22 protein-coding genes are annotated in these 21,212 nt (G+C 46.9%); 8 read left to right on the top strand and 14 right to left on the bottom strand.

All coding sequences use genetic code 11. The features are described 5' to 3' along the window. Nucleotides 1–6 precede the first annotated feature (6 nt). The 8 genes from VNK96_01300 to dnaA all read right to left on the bottom strand — a co-directional run bounded on the left by VNK96_01300 (nt 7) and on the right by dnaA (nt 7,559). On the bottom strand, nt 7–1,104 hold the full coding sequence (locus tag VNK96_01300; GenBank protein HWP30351.1) for an AI-2E family transporter: 1,098 nt from the start codon (nt 1,102–1,104) through the stop codon (nt 7–9). Nucleotides 1,105–1,141: 37 nt separating this feature from the next. After that, nucleotides 1,142–2,221 (bottom strand): AI-2E family transporter, encoded by a 1,080-nt coding sequence (locus VNK96_01295; GenBank protein HWP30350.1) that lies wholly within the window; start codon nt 2,219–2,221, stop codon nt 1,142–1,144. Between the two features lie 12 nt (nt 2,222–2,233). Beyond that, nucleotides 2,234–3,220, bottom strand: a complete 987-nt coding sequence (locus VNK96_01290; protein HWP30349.1) for a beta-ketoacyl-ACP synthase III — start codon at nt 3,218–3,220, stop codon at nt 2,234–2,236. Then, nucleotides 3,210–4,217, bottom strand: a complete 1,008-nt coding sequence (gene plsX / locus VNK96_01285; GenBank protein HWP30348.1) for a phosphate acyltransferase PlsX — start codon at nt 4,215–4,217, stop codon at nt 3,210–3,212. The genes VNK96_01290 and plsX overlap by 11 nt, the downstream gene beginning before the upstream one ends. Beyond that, nucleotides 4,214–4,747, bottom strand: a complete 534-nt coding sequence (locus VNK96_01280) for a DUF177 domain-containing protein (protein HWP30347.1) — start codon at nt 4,745–4,747, stop codon at nt 4,214–4,216. Before VNK96_01280 ends, plsX begins: the two co-directional genes overlap by 4 nt. 44 nt (nt 4,748–4,791) lie before the next feature. Further along, on the bottom strand, nt 4,792–5,334 hold the full coding sequence (locus VNK96_01275) for a hypothetical protein (protein ID HWP30346.1): 543 nt from the start codon (nt 5,332–5,334) through the stop codon (nt 4,792–4,794). A 183-nt stretch (nt 5,335–5,517) separates the two neighbouring features. Beyond that, complete coding sequence (gene coaD, locus VNK96_01270) at nt 5,518–5,997, bottom strand: pantetheine-phosphate adenylyltransferase (protein ID HWP30345.1); 480 nt, start codon at nt 5,995–5,997, stop codon at nt 5,518–5,520. Nucleotides 5,998–6,209: 212 nt separating this feature from the next. Beyond that, nucleotides 6,210–7,559, bottom strand: coding sequence for a chromosomal replication initiator protein DnaA (gene dnaA, locus VNK96_01265; protein HWP30344.1), 1,350 nt, complete (start codon nt 7,557–7,559; stop codon nt 6,210–6,212). Between the two features lie 470 nt (nt 7,560–8,029). Between dnaA and VNK96_01260 the strand changes: the two genes are divergently transcribed. The 3 genes from VNK96_01260 (at nt 8,030) to VNK96_01250 (ending at nt 10,701) form a co-directional block, all read left to right on the top strand. Further along, nucleotides 8,030–8,698 carry a thiamine diphosphokinase gene (locus VNK96_01260; protein HWP30343.1) on the top strand — a complete coding sequence of 223 codons (669 nt, stop codon included), beginning with the start codon at nt 8,030–8,032 and terminating at the stop codon, nt 8,696–8,698. Between the two features lie 100 nt (nt 8,699–8,798). Continuing rightward, entirely contained in the window at nt 8,799–10,253 is a 1,455-nt protein-coding gene (locus VNK96_01255; protein ID HWP30342.1) for a sodium:solute symporter family protein, read from the top strand. Beyond that, on the top strand, nt 10,231–10,701 hold the full coding sequence (locus VNK96_01250) for an FHA domain-containing protein (protein ID HWP30341.1): 471 nt from the start codon (nt 10,231–10,233) through the stop codon (nt 10,699–10,701). Before VNK96_01255 ends, VNK96_01250 begins: the two co-directional genes overlap by 23 nt. Here VNK96_01250 and VNK96_01245 read toward each other — a convergent pair. Both VNK96_01245 and VNK96_01240 read right to left on the bottom strand, forming a co-directional pair. Beyond that, complete coding sequence (locus tag VNK96_01245; GenBank protein HWP30340.1) at nt 10,698–11,423, bottom strand: hypothetical protein; 726 nt, start codon at nt 11,421–11,423, stop codon at nt 10,698–10,700. The genes VNK96_01250 and VNK96_01245 overlap by 4 nt on opposite strands. Next, nucleotides 11,420–12,058 carry a cob(I)yrinic acid a,c-diamide adenosyltransferase gene (locus VNK96_01240; protein HWP30339.1) on the bottom strand — a complete coding sequence of 213 codons (639 nt, stop codon included), beginning with the start codon at nt 12,056–12,058 and terminating at the stop codon, nt 11,420–11,422. The genes VNK96_01245 and VNK96_01240 overlap by 4 nt, the downstream gene beginning before the upstream one ends. On the opposite strand from VNK96_01240, the gene VNK96_01235 reads away from it, so the two are divergent. Further along, nucleotides 12,039–13,388 carry an NAD(P)/FAD-dependent oxidoreductase gene (locus VNK96_01235; GenBank protein ID HWP30338.1) on the top strand — a complete coding sequence of 450 codons (1,350 nt, stop codon included), beginning with the start codon at nt 12,039–12,041 and terminating at the stop codon, nt 13,386–13,388. The genes VNK96_01240 and VNK96_01235 overlap by 20 nt on opposite strands. A 35-nt stretch (nt 13,389–13,423) precedes the next feature. Here VNK96_01235 and VNK96_01230 read toward each other — a convergent pair whose 3' ends face one another. Then, nucleotides 13,424–14,197, bottom strand: a complete 774-nt coding sequence (locus tag VNK96_01230; protein ID HWP30337.1) for a hypothetical protein — start codon at nt 14,195–14,197, stop codon at nt 13,424–13,426. A gap of 163 nt (nt 14,198–14,360) precedes the next feature. Between VNK96_01230 and VNK96_01225 the strand changes: the two genes are divergently transcribed. The 4 genes from VNK96_01225 (at nt 14,361) to VNK96_01210 (ending at nt 18,223) form a co-directional block, all read left to right on the top strand. Next, a complete protein-coding gene (locus VNK96_01225) occupies nt 14,361–15,662 on the top strand; it encodes an aminotransferase class I/II-fold pyridoxal phosphate-dependent enzyme (protein HWP30336.1) in 1,302 nt (433 codons plus the stop codon). Nucleotides 15,663–15,677: 15 nt separating this feature from the next. Then, nucleotides 15,678–16,460 (top strand): hypothetical protein, encoded by a 783-nt coding sequence (locus tag VNK96_01220; protein ID HWP30335.1) that lies wholly within the window; start codon nt 15,678–15,680, stop codon nt 16,458–16,460. Between the two features lie 45 nt (nt 16,461–16,505). Beyond that, on the top strand, nt 16,506–17,420 hold the full coding sequence (locus tag VNK96_01215; GenBank protein HWP30334.1) for a hypothetical protein: 915 nt from the start codon (nt 16,506–16,508) through the stop codon (nt 17,418–17,420). A 68-nt stretch (nt 17,421–17,488) separates the two neighbouring features. After that, nucleotides 17,489–18,223 carry a hypothetical protein gene (locus tag VNK96_01210; protein HWP30333.1) on the top strand — a complete coding sequence of 245 codons (735 nt, stop codon included), beginning with the start codon at nt 17,489–17,491 and terminating at the stop codon, nt 18,221–18,223. A 129-nt stretch (nt 18,224–18,352) separates the two neighbouring features. Here VNK96_01210 and VNK96_01205 read toward each other — a convergent pair whose 3' ends face one another. From VNK96_01205 to VNK96_01195, 3 genes are all read right to left on the bottom strand, one after another. After that, nucleotides 18,353–19,201, bottom strand: coding sequence for an SPFH domain-containing protein (locus tag VNK96_01205; GenBank protein ID HWP30332.1), 849 nt, complete (start codon nt 19,199–19,201; stop codon nt 18,353–18,355). Nucleotides 19,202–19,574: 373 nt separating this feature from the next. Continuing rightward, nucleotides 19,575–20,291 (bottom strand): hypothetical protein, encoded by a 717-nt coding sequence (locus VNK96_01200; protein HWP30331.1) that lies wholly within the window; start codon nt 20,289–20,291, stop codon nt 19,575–19,577. 89 nt (nt 20,292–20,380) lie between these two features. Further along, nucleotides 20,381–21,172 (bottom strand): SDR family oxidoreductase, encoded by a 792-nt coding sequence (locus tag VNK96_01195; GenBank protein HWP30330.1) that lies wholly within the window; start codon nt 21,170–21,172, stop codon nt 20,381–20,383. Nucleotides 21,173–21,212 lie beyond the last annotated feature (40 nt).

Genomic DNA, 21,212 nt, shown 5'->3' with positions numbered 1-21,212 from the left:
TTATACTTATCGAACCGACTCTTCGGTAGGAGAATTAATCTCCCGCAAAACATCGAGCAGTTTCAATGCCACGATGCATACGACGGGACCGATGAACGTTCCTACTGCACCCAGAGCGAAAGCCCCCCCTAATAAACTGAAGAAAACCACCATAGGATGAAGTCTACTTCTCGAACCTACAACGAAAGAGCGATAAATCTTGTCTACGGTCAAACTCACGATCAATAGCCCGAAACCGATCACCAACAATGCGCGAAGCCAATCTCCTTGGTATGCAAGATAAGCCCCGACAGGCAAATACACGAAAGGCGCTCCTGCAATGGGAATAAAGGAAAACAATGCAGTCACCACTCCCCACCACATCGCACCAGGGATGTCGAGAAGCAAAAACCAAAGCCCGACAAGAATCCCGTTAATGATAGAAATCAACACGACTCCGAAAAACGTCGCATGCACTGTATCGTAAATCGAAGTGAGCAGTGCTTGGCTTTTCGCCCTCGGTAAAGGAATGAGGGAGAGTGCCGGCTCATAAAGTCTATTGCTATCCAAAAGAATGAAAAAAAGAAGCAATAAAGAAAAAATAAAGACCAAGACGACATGTACGACGTTTGCAAGGAATCTGGGTGCCCCCCCTATCATCGGTTCTATCCATCGTTGTAAAGCGAGCTTCAAATCGAAATCTTGAATCCCGAATTGCGCTAAAAACGGTTGAATCGAATCGTTGAAACGATTTAAGCCTTGCACGATTTGAGGCTCCCCTTGCGTCGCGCCATTCGTTTGGAGTTCGATATAAAAGGCGCGCGCCTCGCCATAAAGCGCTAAGCCGAAGACTGCGAGAGGAAGCACCAAAAAAGAGGCGGTTAGGAGGGTAACGAGAATCGCAGCGAGCATCCGCGGCATCTTTCGTTTTAGATGCGCGTAGATCGGATAAACGATAATCGATAAAGCAACCCCCCAGGCTAACGCCTGCCAAAACGGCAAGAATACGATGAGAGCCAAAACACCGACAATCCCAGCAAGAATTGCAAACGCTACGCGGCGGTATTTTTCCGCTGCGTAGATGGGTTCTTCTCGAGTTCGTTCCTCTTCTACAGGTAATGCCAATGCTATTTCCTTTGCAATCTACGATACTTTATCTGGGTTATTTAGTTGCAATGGATTCTGGCAATATGCTTTCTTCTTTGTTCTCCTGAGCGATTTCTCTTATAATCTGGAGCGCCCCAACTGCCAAACACAACAAAACGGGTCCTACGACCAAGCCTACAGGTCCCAATGAAAGAATTCCCCCGATAAGGCTGAAGAATACTGCGATGGGATGTAAAGGAACGCGCTGACTGATGATGATGGGACGAAAGATGTTATCGAGGGAACTTACCAAAAGCAGCCCACCCAATAGCAAAATAATCGCACGTGTCCATTCCTCATTGAGTGCGAGCAACAAAGCCATCGGCACATAAATAACAGGTGCACCGACAAAGGGTATCGCGCATAAGATAATTGCAGCCAACCCCCATAGAAAAGCAGCGGGAACACCCAAAAAGAAAAACAACAAACCCGTTGTAAGTCCTTGCATCACGGCAACCAAAACGACACCATAGAACACGGCGTTTACCGTTTGATGCACGGAATCCAAAACTTCCTGGCTTTTTTCAGTGGGCAAGGGAATGATATCCAACGCAGGTTGATGAAGGCGTTGTCCATCTCTTAAAAGAAAAAAGAGAAGAACATGCGTGAAAACGAAAATGATCACTCCTTTGAGAATCCAGCGCACGATTTGCGGTGCGGTCCCTAACGCTGGCTGAATGACTTGTCGCAAACTTTCACGAAGGTTGAATTCCTTGATTCCGACACTCGCTAAAATAGGACGCAGTGTGTTTTCCGTCGAGTTGACGATGGACTCGAAAGTCAATTCTTTCCCTTTTGCGCGTTGTGAAGATTGCAATTCACGAAATGCGAGGTTGAGTTCGAGATATGCCGCAATTGCGACCGTGACCAAAGGTCCCATGATGAAGAGCAGCGTAAGCATCGTCGCCGTGAAGGCAGCAATGTTGGGGGAGAATCTCGCACGCAGTTTTTGATACAGGGGGTAAACGAGAATAGCGAGAGTGCCCCCCCATGCGATTGCCTGCCAAAACGGAAGGATAATATAAAGCCCCCCCAAAGCAATTAACCCCAAAGCGATTCCGAACCCGAACTTTCTATACTTTTGTAGCGGATACATAATCCACCTGATTTACCAGCGAATGAGATTAGCTCCCCAAATAAGCCCTGCCCCGAAACCTACCGTCAAAACGACATCTCCTTTTTTGAGCATTCCGCTTTGTTCCGCTTCGTAAAGAGCGACGGGGATGCTTCCAGCGCCCATGTTTCCGTATTTATCTACATTGATGAAAACTTTTTCCCACGGCAAGCCTATACGGTCAGCCGCTGCTTGAATGATTCTCAAATTCGCTTGATGAGGGACAAAAAGAGTTACGTCTTCTGGGTTCATGCCTGCTTTTTTTAAAACTTCGCAACAACTTTCACCCATCGCTTTTACCGCAAAACGATAAACTTCACGCCCCTCCATGTAAAGAAAAGGAGATTGCCCTTTCGAGTGAGGTGCACATACGGGAAAGCGAGAGCCACCGATTTGAATGCGGATTCGTTCCGCCCCTTCACCATCCGAGTGCATCACAGTAGCAATCACGCCTCTGTCGCCTTCACCTGATTCCATATAAGCAGCCCCCCCTCCGTCTCCGAAAAGAATTGCAGTTGACCTGTCGGACCAATCTACGAACTTCGTGAGGACGTCTACTCCGATAACCAAGGCGCGGTGAATGGAACCTGATTGAATCATCGAGCCAACGATTTCGCAAGCATAAATAAATCCGGCACAGGCGGCGCCGACGTCAAATGCAGCAGCGTTCTTCGCTCCTAAAGCGGCTTGGACGAGACACGACGTCGACGGAAAGAGTCTGTCGCCTGTTACGCTCGCGACGCATATCAGGTCGAGGCTTTCCGGGGAGGCGTTCGCCCGTTCGAGTGCCTCTCGCGATGCTCGGATGGCGAAATCGGATGCCGCTTCGTCAGGTTTCGCAATTCGTCTTTCGACGATTCCCGTCCGCGTGCGAATCCACTCGTCCGATGTATCTAAGATCTTTTCGAACTCCTGATTCGTCATCACCTTTTCGGCAACACTCATGCCGATGGATTGAATCACTGCTCGCTTAGATTGCACCGGCTTGCTCCGTCTGCAAATGTTGGATTCGTTCTTTGATGAGTTCGTTCAAATGCCCTTTGTATTCGTTTTGCACGAGCATGATTGCATTGCGGATTGCCTTCGCGCGACTCCGTCCATGAGCGATAACGCAAAGTCCGTTTACACCCAGAAGAGGTGCCCCCCCTATTTCCGCGTAATCTATAGACTTCATCATTCTCGATAAGCCAGGTTTCAAGATTCGATAAGCGATGAGTTTGAGAATGGGATTGCGAGGAAAGGAATTTTGAATGAGTTCTTTTATCCATTCAGCGCATCCTTGTGCCGTTTTGAGCAACACGTTCCCGACGAATCCATCGCAAACGACCACATCGAAATTTCCTTCGAAAATGTCTTTCCCTTCTACATTGCCCGCGAAATTCGGCAAGTTCTTCGATAGCAATTTATAAGCCTCTTTCGTCAGAATGTTCCCTTTGGTTGCTTCTTCCCCGATGTTGAGGAGTCCAATGCGGGGTTCTTTCTTTCCTAATACTGTTTCTGCGTAAGCGCTTCCCATTACGGCAAACTCCAAAAGGTTCCTTACATCTGCATCGGGTGTAGCCCCACTGTCTAAGACGACGAAACGATCCTTTTTAGAAGGAAAAGTGGTCGCGATGGCTGGACGATTGATTCGAGGAAGGCAACGCAAAATGATGTGACATGCAGCGGCAGCAGCTCCGGTGTTTCCCGCAGTAACTAACGCATCGGCTGTCCCATCCCGGACCATGTAAACCGCCTTTAGGAGGGAAGAATCTTTCTTTTTCAAAACCGATTCCACAGGCGAATCATGCATTTCGATAACATCTGTTGCTGGAATTATGGCGATGTTCTGTGTTGGAGATGGGAGGTATTTTTCAATGGCTTCTTTGCGCCCTACGAGGAGAATTTGCCCTTGGATGGAGGAAGCGACTTGCAATACGCCTTTTATGATTTCCTCGGGGGCATAGTCGCCGCCCATTGCATCCACGGCGATCCTCAATCTTCTTGCTCCCGCTTTTTCAGAATTTCATAAATCTCTTCGAATTCTGGATGAATAGGCTCCGATAAGGACTCCATTTCTGGCAATCCAGGACAATCGCTCCTACATAAAGGTCTACTTGGGAGATTCAACCAAAGATTCTGGCGCAACAATTCTTCGTAAATTAGCGAGTTATCTTCGAAAAGAGGTGCGAGTTCATTTTCTGTTTTTATTTGAGCGTAGGAATTTTTTGCGATGCTTGCAGGAATTCCTGAAATAGGAAACTCTTCGTGTACGTCGAACTCGAGGTCAACGACAACCGGTTGTAAGCAGCGAGCGCATTCCATCATCACCGAAGCCTCGAAATGCCCCGTTATAGTGAGTACGCTGATGTTACTCACCACTTGGAGTGTGCCCTGAATGGGTGAAAGAAGATCGATATCTTCTTCCTCTTCGAGTTCCGTACTTATCTCGAAGGATAAAACCTTCCCTGGAAATTGTACGCCTTCGTTAAGGTCGAGGAGTTTCTCTTTGTGCATTGGAAAGACCATCCGCAGAATTGCCTGTCGTTGGTTAAAGTTTACCAGAGAGACTTTTATTTCCCTTGCACTTGCCTGGTGGCATTAGATGCCCTTTGCAGTTCGACTTTTCCCCTTTCTATGGTACTTAGTACCTTGTTGACGACATTTTCAAGGCGAAGGAGGACATCGAGAGCATATTCGTCAGCGCTTCTTCTCACACGCATCGCTTCGGATTGGCTTTCCGCGCGTATCTGTTCCGCTTCCTGCTTGGCAGCCTTCAGGATTTCGCTTTCATGGATAAGCCTCTCCCTTTCCATTCGTGATTCTTCGAGGATGCGCTCAGCTTCCCTTTGTGCTATCTCTAGAATCCTTGCGCCGTCTGCTTTCGCCCTCTCGAGCGTCAAATGGGCATCGAGTTGAGCGGAGTCCTTGATTTTCTCCTTCTCTCTAAGTGTCTGCTCGGCTTCTTTTATTGCGTCAGGGAGTTGGGAGTGAATCTTCCGGATAAGCAATATGCATTCTTCCTTGTTCAAGCCAACAGAAACGCCCAAAAACTGGCGAGGCTTCTCGATGAGTTCTCGAAGTTCTTCTAAAGTTTTTATGATTTCTATTTCCATTGATTTACTCTCCTGGCGCTTGTGCTCTCTCGTCCGAGTGCACGAGAAACTCTACTCCAAATTCGGTGTATTTTTTTACCGTTATTCGCCGGAGGAGGGTGAGAACCCTCTTCGTTCTTCGAGACCTTCTCATGCTCTGCTTCTTACCTTCGACTTCGAGGTCGAAATGAGATAACCACAAGGCTACTGCTTCTTAAACTTCTCTTTGAGCCGAGCCGCAACAATATCAGGCACCAATTTGCTGACGTCCCCTCCGAAACTTGCCACCTCCTCTACGATGCTCGAGGAAACGAATAGATATTCTGCGCTCGTCATGAGGAAAACCGTTTCGATGCCTGCGAGTTGGCGGTTCATCAAAGCCATTTGGAATTCGTTTTCGAAATCGCTAACAGCCCGCAGTCCGCGTACGATGACTTTCGCTCCCTTCTCTTTTACGAAATTTACTAAAAGTCCTTCGAATGCTTCTACTTGGATGTTCGATTCGTTTCTCGTGAGAGCTTCCATAAGTTTCACTCTCTCTTCCAAAGTGAAAACGTCCTCTTTCGATGGGTTTCTTCCTATTGCGATGTAGAGTTTTTCGAAGAGAGCCGAAGCACGCTGGACGATGTCGAGGTGGCCGAATGTGGGAGGGTCGAAACTACCTGGGTAAACCGCGATTGCCATACGTTCCTTTTACCCCTACTTATGTCATCCGATTTTCAGTCGCCTGTGTCTACAAGCAAGGTTCTTCGAGTTTTCGCGCGATATGAACTAAAACCTAAGATGCACAAAGGGAGCCACAAGAAGGAAATCGTTCTAAAAAATTTTCGGATACGCACCTTTTAGGGTGCCCACAGCGCACAAGGGTAACCGAGATTGTTATATGGCTATTGATGCTAACTTGGAAGGTTCAATTCTTTCCGTATGTTCGAAATTTCACTGCGAGTGCGCTCTTCTTTTTCCAATAAGGAATTTATTTTTTGATAAGCGTGCATGATGGAGGAGTGGTCTCTCCCGCCGAAACGCGCTCCGAGACGTTGCCAACTTTCATTGAGAACTTCTCGGCAAAGGTAAATCGCGACATGACGAGCATGCGCAATCCATGCTTTCCTCGTAGGTCCGGTGAGTTGGTCAATGCTAACGCTGTAATAACTCGCCACGGTTTTCAAGATCTCGTCTGCAGAAGGCATCATAGGCATGCATCCGAAGAGCGGTTTTACGACTTCTTCGGCAAATTGAACATCCAATGGACGTTTCGTTATGCTGTGGTGCGCTACAAGCGTAGTGAAGGCTCCGAGCATTGTCCTTACGTTTCGTCCCGGCGTATGCATAGCGAGGTACTCCGCTACTTCATCGGGCATCTCGATTCCCTCGTTTGCTGCCTTCTTTTTGAGAATTTCTATTCGCATGCCAGTGTCGGGAGGCTGAATCTCCGCCACAAGAGCGCTTTCGAACCTCGTTCGTAAGCGTTCTTCGATTTTGGTGAGGTCTCGGGGAGGGCGTTCAGCACTGAGCACGATTTGTTTGCCGCTTTGGAGCAGAGAATTGAAGATGAAGAACATCTCCTCCTGGGTTTTATTTTTTCCTTCCAGAAAACCGATATCATCCACGAGCCAAGCTCCGACGTTTTCTATAGCCTTCCGGTAGCTCGGAAGGCTATTTTTTTCGAGAGATTGGATAAACCCACTTGCAAACTCTTGGGCGGTCATATAACGCACTGCCAACCCGGGGTGTTTTTTGCGAAGTTCTGAGGTAGCCGCGCAGAGAAGGTGTGTTTTTCCCACTCCGATAGGTCCATAGATAAAAAGGGGATTACAGTAAGAACCCGGTTTTTCGCAAATTCGTAATACGCCGTTATATGCAATATGGTTGGTAGGGCCTATCACGAAATTTTCGAAACTGTAACAAGGTGAAGAATCGATGGCAATCGGGGCAATTGGTGTCGTGGGAATTTGCTCTTGAGGTTTTCTTTCTTGAAGGCGCGCTTCGATGACTAATTCTATGCGTTCGCCGAGTTCCTGAGAAAATGCTTCTTCCAATTGCTTTCGATATTTATCACGAACCCACTCCTGTATGAATTTTCCAGGAGCGGTGATAAATATCAAATTTTCTTCCCTGCCTTCTAATTCGAGGGGTTTGATGAATTTCTCGTACTGCAGTTTAGGAAGACTGGGAAGGACGCGCTTTTTGGCGCGATCGAAGATACGTCGCAGTGTGCCTAGAATGGGATCTTCTTCAAGAGACAACTGGAACTCCATAGCAATGCCTGAAATTTATTGTACATCCTACTCGCCGATTCCTCTCTCTTTTGGACAAGAAAATTGTTAAATTTAATCCGCACGTTTTCCCATGATTCTTGGCGATTGTATCGGAAATTCTGTTTTTCATGAACTTTGTCGTTTCGCGCAAACGAAATTAGAAAGAAATTTGTTTTACTGATGTCTACATCCCGGTGCTCAAAATGTTCTTCGCGCATATAAAAACTATTCATTACGGATAAAAAACTATTCATCTTGAATAAAGCGATTTCGAAGACATTCACGCTCGCTTACGAATCATAATCATTCCTCTGACTCCGACTCCAGTTGTTTTCCTCTTTCAAAGACTTATTTGTTAGATCATATTTTCACAACACTTCGAATCTACCGTTCCTAAGAGAAGGCAAACGCCGAAAAAGCATCGCTTCTTGTTCGGTTTAGAAAGTATCATTTTTCTCGTGCTTTCGAATGAACGTGTGCTTATCGTCTTACATGGAGGAATCTTTCTTCCGGGAGACCTCGAAGCATGGGTAAGGGAAGCCACCTACATCGTAGCAGCGAACGGAGGCTCGGATTTCCTTGCGGAACTCGGGGTTGCTCCGAATGTCATCATCGGCGACTTCGACGGTATCTCTCCTTCGGTGAAAGAAAAATTTTCGTCCGTCGAGATGCTTTTCGACCCGAGCCAAGATACCACAGATGTTCAAAAGGTTCTGGATTACACGGTAAATCGAAAGAATGCGAAAGAAATCGTTTTCATCGGTTCGGAAGGAGACAGGCTCGACCACACGATTTGTGCGTTAGGCGCTGCGGGAGCGTATGCAGACAAAGCGAGAATCCGTTTCGTCTTCCAAACTTCCATCGTTCACATCCTCACTTCTGGAAGGCATGTTTTATCCGTTCCTCGATTAGATGCATTGGTTTCTCTCGTGCCCTTGCTTCCGACTAATATGATTTCGAGCAGAGGACTAAAGTGGGAAGTAGACGGAATGTTTCTCGCGTTAGGAACGAAGGACGGAATTTCGAACCGCGCTACGCAAAACGAAGTTTTTTTAGAAATCGAAAGTGGCTGTTTGGCAGTTTTTGTAGAACGATGTAATCAACCCGTATCTTGGGAGATGAAGTGAATTCAAAAAATAATAAACTCTGTGCGCTTCAGTATTGCTAAAGAGGGTAAATAATTTGCGATGTTTTCGGTGCATAAAATTCTAACACCACGCAATAGAAATGGATGAACGGGTTACATTTTCGTGGCTCGATTACAGTGTCGTTGCTCTGACGCTTATCGCCTTCGTAACACTCGGTTTAAGCGTCCGACTTCGAGAATACACAGTGCTCCAATACATTGCCGCGGGGAGAAGGCTTTCTCTTCCGCTATTCGTTGCTACATTGGTTACGACTTGGTACGGCGGAATTTTGGGAGTCGGAGAGGCATTCGATTTTTATGGTTTGTCTACATGGGTAATCCTCGGTGTTCCGTATTACGTTTTCGGAGTTGCCTACGCTTTGTTCATGGCGCATCGTGTGAGAGAGGATGAGCAAATCAGTCTTCCCGAACGTATGGAACGTTGTTATGGTCGCCCAACGAGCATCGTTTCTGCTTTCTTAGTTTTAATCCTTGGCTTACCGGCTGCGCACATTGCGATGATGGCGACACTGGCAGAAGTGACAACCGGTTTGCCCTATGTTTGGTCTGCGGTGATTGGCACTCTCTTCGGAACTTTGTTTCTTTATCGCGGCGGATTATTAGCAGATGCGCGTGCTAATACTTTGAGTTTCGTTTTGATGTACCTCTCTTTTATGATTATGTTGATCATCGCCGTTGCGAAATTCGGTGCGCCGATGCAACTCATTCAAAAACTTCCTGAAACTTCTCGGAGTTGGGATGCCGGTCAAGGGGTATTTTTCGTTTTGAGTTGGTTTCTCATCGGAGCATGGACGTTCGTTGACCCCGGATTTCATCAGAGGGTTACTTCGATTCGCAATCCCGATTTAGCGCGCAAAGGCGTTTTAATTAGTGTTCTCTGTTGGATGTTTTTCGATTTGCTGACGACAGGGGTTGCTCTTTATGCCTATTCCGCTTTGGGAAGCGGGAAGGGGCTGAAACTATTTCCTTTGTTCGGTGACGCCGTTTTGCCTTCCGGTTTGAAAGGATTGTTTTTTGCAGGGATGTTCGGCATCATTATTTCCTCGTTAGTCGGTTACACATTCGTGTCAGGTTCGACGATAGGTAGAGATTTGATTTCTCGCGCATATCCTAAAATTTCGGAAACGAAGACTGTTTGGATTACACGCTTCGGGGTGTTTTTGGCAACCGTTTTGGGACTCGTGTTCGCTCTTCTCATTCCCAGTGTCGTGTATTTGTGGTACGACCTGGGAAGCATAGCAATTCCCGGGCTTTTGCTTCCCGTGTTTTTTGCTTATGCAACTCGCTGGAGACCTTATCCGGTAACTGCTTTCGCTTCCATGCTATTCGGTTCACTGGGGGCGTTGACGTGGTATCTTCTGGTTACGAGAAATCCGAATGTCGATTTTTCGTCATGGCTCGAAAGCCTTGCATGGCTGAGTCTTTTTCGAGACAAACCGATTTGGATAGGACTTTGTTGCGCCTTATTCGCATTTTCAATCGGCGTTCTCGTTGAATCTCGGAGGAAACGATATGCACAACGATTCGTTGAATGAGAATTTTTCAGACGAAGTTTCTGATGAAGTAAAAGAATCTGGAGGGGAAGAAATTTCAGAAGAGCAAGAAGAAACCCCTCGGGCGGAATTATACGTGGTGAGAGAGGGAAAAGAGACAGGCGAAGTATTTACGTTATCCTCTCCGGCTGTGATAGGTCGTTTCGACCCATCGGTAGGACCGGTGGATATAGATTTGAGTTCACTGCCAGAAGGAGTTTACGTTTCCCGACGTCATGCGCGAATCGAATTAGAAAACGGGAAATGGATTCTTTCAGATTTAGGTTCGAGTAACGGAACATTCGTTTTGGAAGAAGGGGGGGATTTCAGAAAAATTTCGGAGCCTACGATTCTGAATGACGGTCAAGAAATCGCTTTTGGAAATGCGCGGTTTATCTTTAGATTTAAAAAATCCGACATGTCAGACATGCAAGAGAAGGTTGGAGATTAAGGAACTTTGAACAATCCTTCGTCCACTTTCGCGTTCAATTCCAACTTCACGATCCACTGATTCGTAACTTGCACCTTTTCTTGAAACATTACGGTTTCTTCCCATGCGACGCCTAATAATTCGTAGTTCTTGCTGATATAGAAAAACACGGGAATAGACACCTCCGGAGATGCTCGTTCCAAAAGAGACATCTTTGCGCTCAATCGCCAAACCTTCTTTCCATCGAGTTCCGGTTCATCGTGAATAGACAAATCGGTCAAACGAGATGTAATCAATTTGATTTCATAAGGATTATAAAGCGCTAGCGCAACGGGAAGGGAGCGGTCCAAGAGCAAAGTAGGGAAGACATTGAGTATCCCGTCCAAAGTAGGAGGAGCCGGTTCATAAAGATATCTTTTTCTCGGATCGCCCTGTGCCCATTCCGGGGGGGCTGAATACGCCAACTGCTTACCGTCGCAAATCGCCTTGAATACGAGCGGCTCTCTGGATTTGCGAATCTGTTCGAAGTAAACGAAATTCGGTTTCTTTGCATGTATGTTCGTGATGGTCGTGGTCGTCGCGCTTCCACCGGAAAATTTGCCCGTTTGATTGAACGTTATCGAACCTTTAATCGAATTCGCTTGGTGATAACGGGATAACATTTTGTTGAAAATTTCTTGTGCAGTTTCGGTAGAAACGGGATTTCCCAATGAAAGTAGAAAGCAAGATAGGATGATGATCATTCTTCAGCCTCCGGATTCCATGTAATTTCTTGAATGCCGTGTCTTTGATTTGCTGAGCGAGCCATAACGAAGAGAAGATCGGAAAGTCTGTTCAAATAGACGGTTATTATGGGAAGAATGTCTTCTTTCATAGCGAGTTCTACGATACAGCGTTCGGCTCTGCGGCACACTGCTCGCGCAAAGTGTAGATATGCCGCAGGAAGAGCGCCGGCAGGAAGAATGAATTCTTTCAACGGGGGAAGGGTTTCGTTAAGTTTATCAATCCACTTTTCTAATTTCAAAACATCGTCTTCGTCCACCGTGCGGCACGAGATGTGCGATTGATCATTCGTCGCTAAAATACACCCCAAATTAAACAATTGGTTCTGCAAAGTTGCGAGCATTCCATCGATCTCTCCGTCCTTGTTGGCGGAACGCGCCAATCCGAGGGAAGCATTGAGTTCGTCAATTTCCCCGATTGCATGTATGCGCAAATCGCATTTTTTTCTTCGTTGCCCTCCGATTAGCCCAGTTTCTCCTGAATCTCCGCTTCGAGTGTAGATTCGGGTCATGGAATAAGTGTACTGTAATTTGACTCGATAAAGTGCACTTTCGAAACCATGATTCTTAGTTCGCATGCGTGCTACGATGGGCACCGTGCAGCCAATCTCGAAAACGCATAGGGTCGTGATCATAGGAGGAGGCTTCGGAGGTCTTTACACAGCGAAGGCATTGGGAAAGGCTCCCGTCGAAGTCGTTCTCGTAGACAGGCGCAATTTCCACCTTTTTCAACCTCTCTTGTATCAAGTCGCCACCGGGGGCATATCCCCGGGAAACATCGCCGCACCTTTGAGGGCGGTTTTGAAAAACCAACGCAACACTATCGTTCTTATGGCGGATGTCGTGGATATTCTTCCCGAGGAAAAGAAATTGAGATTGAATTCGCTGCCGTTTGCTGGGAGCGGGGGGGATAACGAATTCATGGAGAGTTTGCGTTATGATACGTTGGTGGTCTCGACAGGCGTAACTCATCATTATTTTGGACACGACGAATGGATGGAGCGCGCGGTCGGTTTGAAAACGGTAGAAGATGCATTAGAGATGCGAAGGAGAATTTTTTTGGCATTCGAGGCCGCAGAAAGAGAAAATGACGAAAAGAAAAGAGAAGCATGGATGACATTCGTGATTGTAGGTGGGGGGGCTACAGGCGTCGAATTGGCAGGAGCATTAGGGGAACTTGCGCACGAAACCCTGAAAAAAGATTTCCGCCGTATCAATCCACGACTTGCGAAAATCTTTCTCCTCGAAGGGACAGATAGAATTCTCCCATCCTATCCTCCGGAGCTTTCTAAAAAAGCGCAAAAGGCTTTGGAGAAATTGGGTGTAACCGTGCTTACGAAAACATTCGTAACGGATGTCCGTGAAGACGAAGTCGAGGCGGGAGGACGAACGATCCGTGCGAAAACGGTGCTCTGGGCTGCTGGAGTCAAAGCATCGGATTTAGGAAAAATATTGGCTCAGAAAACGGGTTCGGAACTCGATGGAGTCGGTCGAGTCAAAGTGCAGCCCGACCTTTCGCTCCCGAAGTTCCCGGAAATTTTCGTGATCGGTGATTTGGCTCATTGCTTGGATGAAGATGGAAAGGCTTTACCGGGAGTCGCACAAGTAGCGATGCAACAGGGAGGTTATGTCGCACGCACGATTCGAGAAAGACTCCAAAACAGGTCCAAAAAGAAATCCTCAAAACCTTTTCGGTACAAAAATTACGGAAATTTGGCGGTAATCGGAAGAAACTCTGCCGTCGCAGACCTTCCACGCATGAAACTATCGGGATTCGTCGCGTGGCTCATTTGGATTTTCGTGCACATTCGGTATTTGATTCAATTCGACAGCAAAATACTCGTGATGTTCCAGTGGGCATGGAGTTATTTCACGAAAAATCGCGGCGCTCGATTAATCGTCGGAAAAGGACCATCCGATGGATAAAGGCATTACAGTTCTTAGCAAGCGTAGTGCTTATGCTATTTTTCCCGCACTTTGTTCGAACCGAAACGGTCATCTTTCGCGTAGTTATTCGCCGCCGCCCAACTTATGCTGTTGAACTTGAGGTCGACTACGTAATAACCGTTCGAAGCAGGCGAAGTTTTGCTTTCGTTTCGAAAGATGCCTTTGAAATACCCACTGTAAGACGTCGCGTTAGTCTTGTTCTCGAAAAAGCCGTCCTTATCGGGATCGACTGCATTCAAACCCGTCGCGGTTAGTGAATACTCATAGGTTAGATACGTGCCCTTAGTGCTTTCACCGCTTCCCGGGGGGGCGCCTGCATTCCATAAGCGAGCGAAATCCTCGGGATGCTCCTTCGAAGGGTATGTGGCATTTGCACCTTTTGCAAACGCCGTAAACGTTTGCATGTCGCTATGCCAATACCCCGAATGATTCTTCCAATTCGAGGCGTTGATATCGTACATTTGAACGAATCCGGCGTTTTGATTGTTGGAATTGTTGCCGTTATTCGAATACCAATTCGTTAGAAAAATATTTGCGTCTGTCCAAAAAGAACGAGCGTTGAGCACCAGGAAGATACTTCCGTCGCGCTGGGGAAACGGCAAGTCTTTGAAGCGCGGATTTTTACCGGATTTTGCATCTTCGAACGTGTTGTAAACCGAGACTGTGCCGGTGTAACCGAAGCGTTCCGAAAATGCGAAGAATGAGATTGGCTCGCTCAGACTGTTGGCGCTCCCAGAAAACGTAGTCGGTGGCAACGCCAAGAAAATCACGATGCTCGTAATATTCATAGTCTCGACTCTCCTCTTGATTGTTGCCCATGAAGGGTTGTCCTAATAATAATATCACACTCTCGACGCAGAAACAACTGACGCAGAAACAATTTACGTTCTGAAAATCCGGGCATTTTCTAATCCCATCCCATCGACCCATAGGTGTACAATCTTTTTTGCGATGAATCGGACACTGCAAACCTGGCTCGACGAACAACTGCAACTCCTCAAAGACCAGCATCTTTACAAAGTCCCCCGCATCCTGCAAACGCCAGCCGGTGGAAGGGTGCGGATGAACGGGAAGGAAGTGGTCAACCTCTCTAGCAACAATTATCTCGGCTTGGCGAATCATCCGAAGTTGCGAGAAGCCGCGATTAAAGCGATAGAAAAATGGGGTGTAGGCGCTGGTGCGGTGCGATGGATTGGCGGCACGATGTCCGTGCACGACGAATTGGAACAAAAACTCGCCGAATTCAAACAAGTCGAAGCGGTATTGGTCTTCCAATCCGGCTGGACTGCGAACAGCGGCACGATTCCTGCGATTATGGTCGAAGGCGATGTAATTATCAGCGATGAATTGAATCATGCCTCAATCATTGACGGAGTGAGATTATCGAATGCGGAGTATCGTAAATCGGAAGGTTGGGTTTACAGACATAAAGATATGAATCATTTGGAAGATATTCTCAAAAGAGCGAATGCGAAGGGCTTCAAGAAAAAAATGATTGTTACCGACGGTGTTTTCAGTATGGATGGTGATATCGCCCCCCTCCCTGATATCGTTCGACTTGCAGAGCAATACGATGCGTTCGTGATGGTGGACGATGCGCATGCAAGCGGCGTTTTGGGGAAAAACGGAGCGGGAACGACATCGCATTTCAATTTATACGGTCGAGTGGATATCCAGTTGGGGACATTGAGCAAAGCGCTCGGCGTGATGGGGGGGTACATCGCCGGTTCGAAATCGTTGAAAGAGTGGTTGATCAATCGCGGAAGACCCTATCTTTTCAGCACAGCACATCCGCCGATGGTTGCCGCCGCGCTCATTGCGGCAATCGAGATTATGCAAACCGACCCTGAGCCGATGCGAAAACTTTGGGACAACGCGCGCTGGTGGAAATCTTCATTGCAAAAATTAGGATTCGACACGATGGGGAGTGAAACCCCGATTACGCCGATTCTATGCGCCCCCCCGAAGTCGCGGGCTTCGACGCCGAAAACTTCTGATGCCTCGACCGCCTCTGCAGTCGAGGCTTCTGGTTCGACAGGGTCACTGGAGTCGCTTACTTCCGAAGAGATCGCCGGTAAAATGGAACAGATGCTGTGGGAGGAAGGCGTCTATGCGCTCTCGATTGTTTATCCGACTGTTCCGCGCGGCCTCGCCCGTATCCGCACCATGCCCTCCGCCGCACACACCCGAGAGGACTTAGAATTCGCCCTCGCCGCATTCGAAAAATGTGGCAGGAAATTGGGGTTGATATGAGGAATATAGAGATTTATGACAGCGATTTTAGCGTTCACTGTAACGTTTTTGACTTCATCTGAAATTCACCCTGCTTTCGTTGGACAACCTGACTTGCTCCGAAAATACTATAACGAAGGCAGAGAATGGAGGAAGAAGAAGAAAAATTTGTCTGAATTACTTCAAAAGAAAGGGTGTAATAAAGATATTGGAAAGGTGAGATCTCTCCGTGGTGAAAGTTGGCAGGCACCTAATGTTACAATCCTAACCCCAAATTGCCTTTCAGTAATCTGTGGGTTTTTAGATGAAATGGAATACGTAAACAACGAGGCTGGGGAACAAATAGTACTAGATAAATTGAAAGGTCCGATGCCTATTGCTGTCTTTCTAGTAGACCTATATGCTTGGCCTGGAACCAGTGGGATTTCAAATCAATATATAAAGCGTGCTGCACGCCCTGAAGATGTGCAGGACATTTCTTTTGTTCTCTTTGCGGATAACGAAAAAGACCCTATTCGTACTGTTTTTAGAGAAGGAGATTCTAAGCCAGTTGAAATAACAGGTACTTCAGAGCAAAGTGACTTACGTAGTGCTCGCATTTATTCAAAAGGTGAATACACTACCGTTTTTTACAATACAATTCGAACCGAGACTTATACTGCATATAATGCAAAATACTTGGTTGTCTTTCCTTTAAAAAATGAGAAGGGGCAGGTCTTGATAAGTGCTGACGCGAAGTCAATTTCCTTTGGCGCTTATAGAATCACGCACGAACATAAAGCGGATTTTATCTTAACTGATATTGCTAATCCTAAATGAAATGTTTTTTAAAGATTATTCCGAAAACGTTAGAAATAATTGTCAATGGTTAACGTTCGACTAAAGGCATCAGAGCTTCGAAGGGTAAATACAATTATATGTGACATTATTGCTCAGCGTCCTCAGGAATTGAGTTGGCTTAGAGACACATCGACTCCAGCCGATTCAGTTCCCGACGATGCTATTGTTGGCATTCGAACTCATGAAGAGAACGTTGTTTTTTTAGGAGCATTCTTACCCCTTGTAACTTTTTGGCAAAAAGTGCATGATGATATTCGTGACGCTGCTGCTCGCCAAATCGCCCTATCGTTGCCTAGAGTTGCTAACCCGACTCCAAATGAAATTGATATAAGTAGTAGAAGTAGCGAACCAACACGATATAACTTGCAACAAGCGTTCGGAGCTATTTACAGTAGTATCATCTTCTGCTGGTTAAGCAAAGCAGGATACACTTGCGAGTTTATACCACCAGGGAAAAGTAAAAGTCCCGATATTCTTGTTAAGAATGATAATCTATTGATTGAGTGCAAAGACACTCTTTCAGAAGTAAAAGGAACTGAAGATTTGTTGCGACTAAAAAGAAAACTATATAAAATACTTAAAGAGGCACAGCAGCAATTGGATTCATATGACCCAAAAATGGAGCACATAGTTTTTTTGGATCTACCATGGGGGGGGTTTGAGTTGTTATATAATTTGCCAAAAGAAGAAGCCGATCTCTTTTGGCTGAAGGTACTAAACCTGCGGCGCGTATTGGTTCCTAAGGGAGTTTGTACTCCTCGCTCAACGCTGCGTAATGCCCAAGGTCTTTTTGTCACTGCGTTTGGTATTAAACCTCTTAAGAACGATGATGGTAGTATTAGTTTCAGGGGGTCTGCATGGCTGAAACCTATTACGAGTCCTTTTTTTGATAATCCAAGTAATGTAATGAATCAAAAGCTCAAGCGAGCGTGGGATTAAGGCGTGTTTTGGAAAAGATGCTGTAAGGAAGATGACTAAGCTTCAGAACAAAAGGAATAACTAAATTCATGAAAGGGGAGACAGAGCAAAGACTAATACATCGGCTTTTGGAAGTTAGCGCCGACATCCGTAAACGCGGGTTGATTCCTGCCGACGGGCCACCGGAGGCGCAAGAGTTAGTGGAAACCAATCCCTATGCGTTCCTCTTAGCGGGATGTTTGGATAGGGGGACGAAGGCAGAGCTTATCTGGGGGATTCCTTATCAGTTACAACGACAACTTGGCCACCTCGACCCCTGCCGTATTGCGGAAATGAGTGAAGCCGAGCTAAAAGAAGTTATAAAACGACTCGAAAAAAAGCCGAGATACACAAATGATGCGCCGCGCACCATTAAAGAGCTCTCCGCGATGGTTTGTAATGATTTGGGGGGGCGTGTTCAATCGCTATGGGAAAATCGTTCCGCAAAATTCGTGCAAGAGCGGCTGCAACAAATCCATGGCGTTGGACCAGGCATAGCAGCGATGATTGTCATCTTATTAGAACGACTTGACCTTGCTCATTTCCACGATACCTACAATATAAATGTAAAGCCCGATGTCCATGTTCAGCGCGTCCTTTACCGCTTGGGCTTGAGCGAACAAATGAGTGAAAAAGCGGCTATAGAGACCGCTCGGCGATTGAGTCCGGGATATCCGGGTGAACTCGATTCTCCCCTCTGGTGGATTGGGACAAAATGGTGTTTTTCATCGCAACCTAATTGTGGCGGATGCCCCGTAAGCGACATTTGCTCAAAACGTATTTGACACCTTTCCAGCCTCAACTGCGATGGTTTTAGGCACTGTTAGTATTTCATTGCACTAAATTTTTTTACTAACTATTCCAGACACTATTGTTTAAAATTTGCATAATAAATAGCAACGAAACCAATTCCCCTACCCCCTCTTCAATCCCGCTAAAGCCTCGATGGCTTCCATTACTTGCACGGGCAGAGCCATCACAACCGTATTTGATGCCGTGGGACCCAAGCCATCCAGCGTTTGCAGAGTTCGTAATTGCATCGCTCCGGGGCTTCTCATCATGATTTCTGCCGCCGCCGCTAAATTTTCCGCCGCCATTCTATCGCCTTCGGATTTCGTAATCACGGCGCGTTTCTCGCGTTCCGCCGCCGCTTGCCGACTCATTACGCGTTTCAAATCCTCGGGAAGGATGATGTCCTGAATCCTAATCCCGTCTACAGCAAGACCCCAATGTTCGGTTTCTTTGTCCACGATGTGCGCTATTTGCTGACCGATCCCCTCGCGCTCCGAAAGCACTTCATCGAGTGTGCGTCCACCAATCACGTCGCGCAATGACGCGCGCGCGAATTCCGTAATTGCAACCGCGTAGTTCTGAACATTGATAACCGCTTGGTCGGGACGCACGACTCGCATAAATATCACTGCATCAATAGCAATTGGCACGTTGTCTTTCGTGATGGCTTCCTGGCGAGGCAATTCCATCGCTACGATGCGAATGTCAACATGGCGGACTTGCTCGATGAGAGGAATGATAAGGTACACACCTGGACCGCGCGTTCGGTGGAATTTGCCGAGTTGAAATATCAAAGCGCGTTCCCATTGCGCCGCCAACTTGACAGACGAAGAAACGTAAATGCTCGCGAGAGTCCACCCAAGGGGCAACTCCCATTCGGGCGTTGGTTTTATAAGACTTTCTCCCCATATGAGCCAGCCGATACCCATCAATACGACGAAAACGATTCCTGCGAGGTAATTGACAATCATGCTTAGCCTCCTCCGAGTCGTGAATAGCAGCAGTTGCGGATTCGGTTCGCTGCCACACGGGATATGTTACTTCACCACGTCATTTTCGTGAATGAAAAGCGGCTATTTTTCACCAGGAATATTCCTGCCAGAATCCTCTTTGTTCGCTTAGCTCTTGACTGGCTCCTCTTTGAGAAAAGGAGGGGGTTGAAAAAATCGCGCCTTACGGCGCTCCTACATGCATTTTCGATGATCGCGCCATACGGCGCTCCTACATGCATCTTCGATGATCGCGCCTTACGGCGCTCCTACAAAGCCTCTACCTCTGTTCGCTTCGCGTAAGAGTGTCCGCCTACGCACGGTGTTTTGCGTCAATCAGCGTAAAACTAGCTGTCTACTCTTTTACGAAAGAGCCTTCGGTAATCGATTGGTTTCCACTTTTTTCAATTGCTAACACTTCGAATTCGTGTTCGCCGGGGGGGAGGGATGCGACGTATTCCGGAGAAACTGTCACACTCAGCGTCGTTGCAGGAACTGTAACTTGAAAAGAACCCACGATAACCTGATATGCGACGACCTCGATTTTCTCATCCGGAAAACCTTCCGGCGGTTCCGTAACAGGCTCCCAACGGATCACCAAAGAATTGTTAGCAATTTCAGAAGACACCTCCGGTCCAGCAGGAATTGCATAAGAAAGTGTCCCCGTGCCTGCAATCGTTTGGTCTTCGACCGTTTTCCCGGAAAATTTGTATTTTCCTTTCGGAAACATCGCAAGAAGTTTTTCTAATGGAACGTCATCCAATGTAGGTTCTGCGCCTTCGAAAAATAACTCCGTCATGCCGAGTTTCTTATAAGCACCGCCACCTTCGACCTCGAAAATCTCAAGTCCTTTCGGGTTCGTAATCGTGAGTTCTTTCCAATCTTCGCCGTCGAGAAAAACATGTACACCCAAATCGTTTCCTGAAGAATTGAATTCGAAATATATTTTCGATATCTCGAATTTTTTCTTTTGGGACCGTGCTTCAGCGACGATGGTTATTACGGTCAAGGCAGCCAAAATTACCAAAGAGGTGAATATCACGATACTGCTGAATTTCATTTTCATTGTCATCGTCCTCCTTTTTTCGCTTGGTTCAAATGGAAACAATGCCATACCTCAGTATAACGTGCTTTTTTGTAATTCCGATGTTTTAAAAAAAATTATATGACTTGGGCAGCCCCTCCATCAACGAGAAGGCTCACCCCAGTTACGTACGACGCCTGTGTCGAACAAATAAACGCAACCACATCGCCAATTTCCGAGGGCACTGCAAGACGTCCTATCGGGATTTCACTTGCTATTTGTTCGAAATATTTCTCGACCGGCAACCCTGTTTTTCCTGACCAAACTTGCGCGATGTGTTTCTGTCGTTCTGTTAAAGTGTGTCCGGGAAGCACTGCATTTACCGTAATGCCGTGTTTTGCGTACAAATTCGATTGCAATCGGGTCAAACCGCGCAAACCAGCACGCAAAATGGTGGAGATGGGGAGCAAATCATTGGGTTGGAAAGCAACGAGGGAAGTGAGATGAACGACTCGCCCCCACCTTCGCGAAATCATGTCGGGAATTGTCATTTCCGATAAACGAATTACATTCAATACCGTAGATTGAAACCCTGCGAGCCACTGTTCTTCTGAAATTTCGTCCAAATGCCCTGCGGCAGGACCACCGGTATTCGTCACCAAGATTTCGATGGGTCCTAATGCTTCTCGTGTTAAGGCAACCCATTCCTGTAGTTCTTGGCGATTTCGAATATCACAACGAAATGCTCGGACGCGATTTGCATCGAACTCCGCTACCAAATCTCCGTGTGCTTTAGCGACGGATTCTTCGGTTCTCCCACATATCGAGACTTTGCAACCTTCGCGTAAGAGCGACTGTGCGACTGCAAAACCTATACCCCTCGACGCAGCCGCAACGAGCGCAGTTTTTCCTTCGATTCCCAAATCCACGATGATGGATTATAGTTTGCCTGCCCAAAAGCATGTTGCG

The organism is Fimbriimonadales bacterium, from assembly GCA_035559795.1.
GTDB lineage: Bacteria > Armatimonadota > Fimbriimonadia > Fimbriimonadales > ATM1 > DATMAR01.
The sequence above is the reverse complement of the archived record's forward strand: the minus strand, read 5'-3'. Positions and strand labels throughout refer to the sequence as shown.

What these genes read in the sequence shown, in the direction of transcription:
- coaD (HWP30345.1), bottom strand. Translation starts at nt 5,997, where the DNA reads ATGGCAATCGCGGTTTACCCAGGTAGTTTCGACCCTCCCACATTCGGC.
- VNK96_01250 (HWP30341.1), top strand. Translation starts at nt 10,231, where the DNA reads ATGCACAACGATTCGTTGAATGAGAATTTTTCAGACGAAGTTTCTGAT.
- VNK96_01245 (HWP30340.1), bottom strand. Translation starts at nt 11,423, where the DNA reads ATGATCATCATCCTATCTTGCTTTCTACTTTCATTGGGAAATCCCGTT.
- VNK96_01200 (HWP30331.1), bottom strand. Translation starts at nt 20,291, where the DNA reads ATGACAATGAAAATGAAATTCAGCAGTATCGTGATATTCACCTCTTTG.
- VNK96_01280 (HWP30347.1), bottom strand. Translation starts at nt 4,747, where the DNA reads ATGGTCTTTCCAATGCACAAAGAGAAACTCCTCGACCTTAACGAAGGC.
- VNK96_01235 (HWP30338.1), top strand. Translation starts at nt 12,039, where the DNA reads ATGCGTGCTACGATGGGCACCGTGCAGCCAATCTCGAAAACGCATAGG.
- VNK96_01295 (HWP30350.1), bottom strand. Translation starts at nt 2,221, where the DNA reads ATGTATCCGCTACAAAAGTATAGAAAGTTCGGGTTCGGAATCGCTTTG.
- VNK96_01205 (HWP30332.1), bottom strand. Translation starts at nt 19,201, where the DNA reads ATGATTGTCAATTACCTCGCAGGAATCGTTTTCGTCGTATTGATGGGT.
- VNK96_01255 (HWP30342.1), top strand. Translation starts at nt 8,799, where the DNA reads ATGGATGAACGGGTTACATTTTCGTGGCTCGATTACAGTGTCGTTGCT.
- VNK96_01230 (HWP30337.1), bottom strand. Translation starts at nt 14,197, where the DNA reads ATGAATATTACGAGCATCGTGATTTTCTTGGCGTTGCCACCGACTACG.
- VNK96_01225 (HWP30336.1), top strand. Translation starts at nt 14,361, where the DNA reads ATGAATCGGACACTGCAAACCTGGCTCGACGAACAACTGCAACTCCTC.
- VNK96_01220 (HWP30335.1), top strand. Translation starts at nt 15,678, where the DNA reads ATGACAGCGATTTTAGCGTTCACTGTAACGTTTTTGACTTCATCTGAA.
- VNK96_01210 (HWP30333.1), top strand. Translation starts at nt 17,489, where the DNA reads ATGAAAGGGGAGACAGAGCAAAGACTAATACATCGGCTTTTGGAAGTT.
- VNK96_01215 (HWP30334.1), top strand. Translation starts at nt 16,506, where the DNA reads ATGGTTAACGTTCGACTAAAGGCATCAGAGCTTCGAAGGGTAAATACA.
- VNK96_01275 (HWP30346.1), bottom strand. Translation starts at nt 5,334, where the DNA reads ATGGAAATAGAAATCATAAAAACTTTAGAAGAACTTCGAGAACTCATC.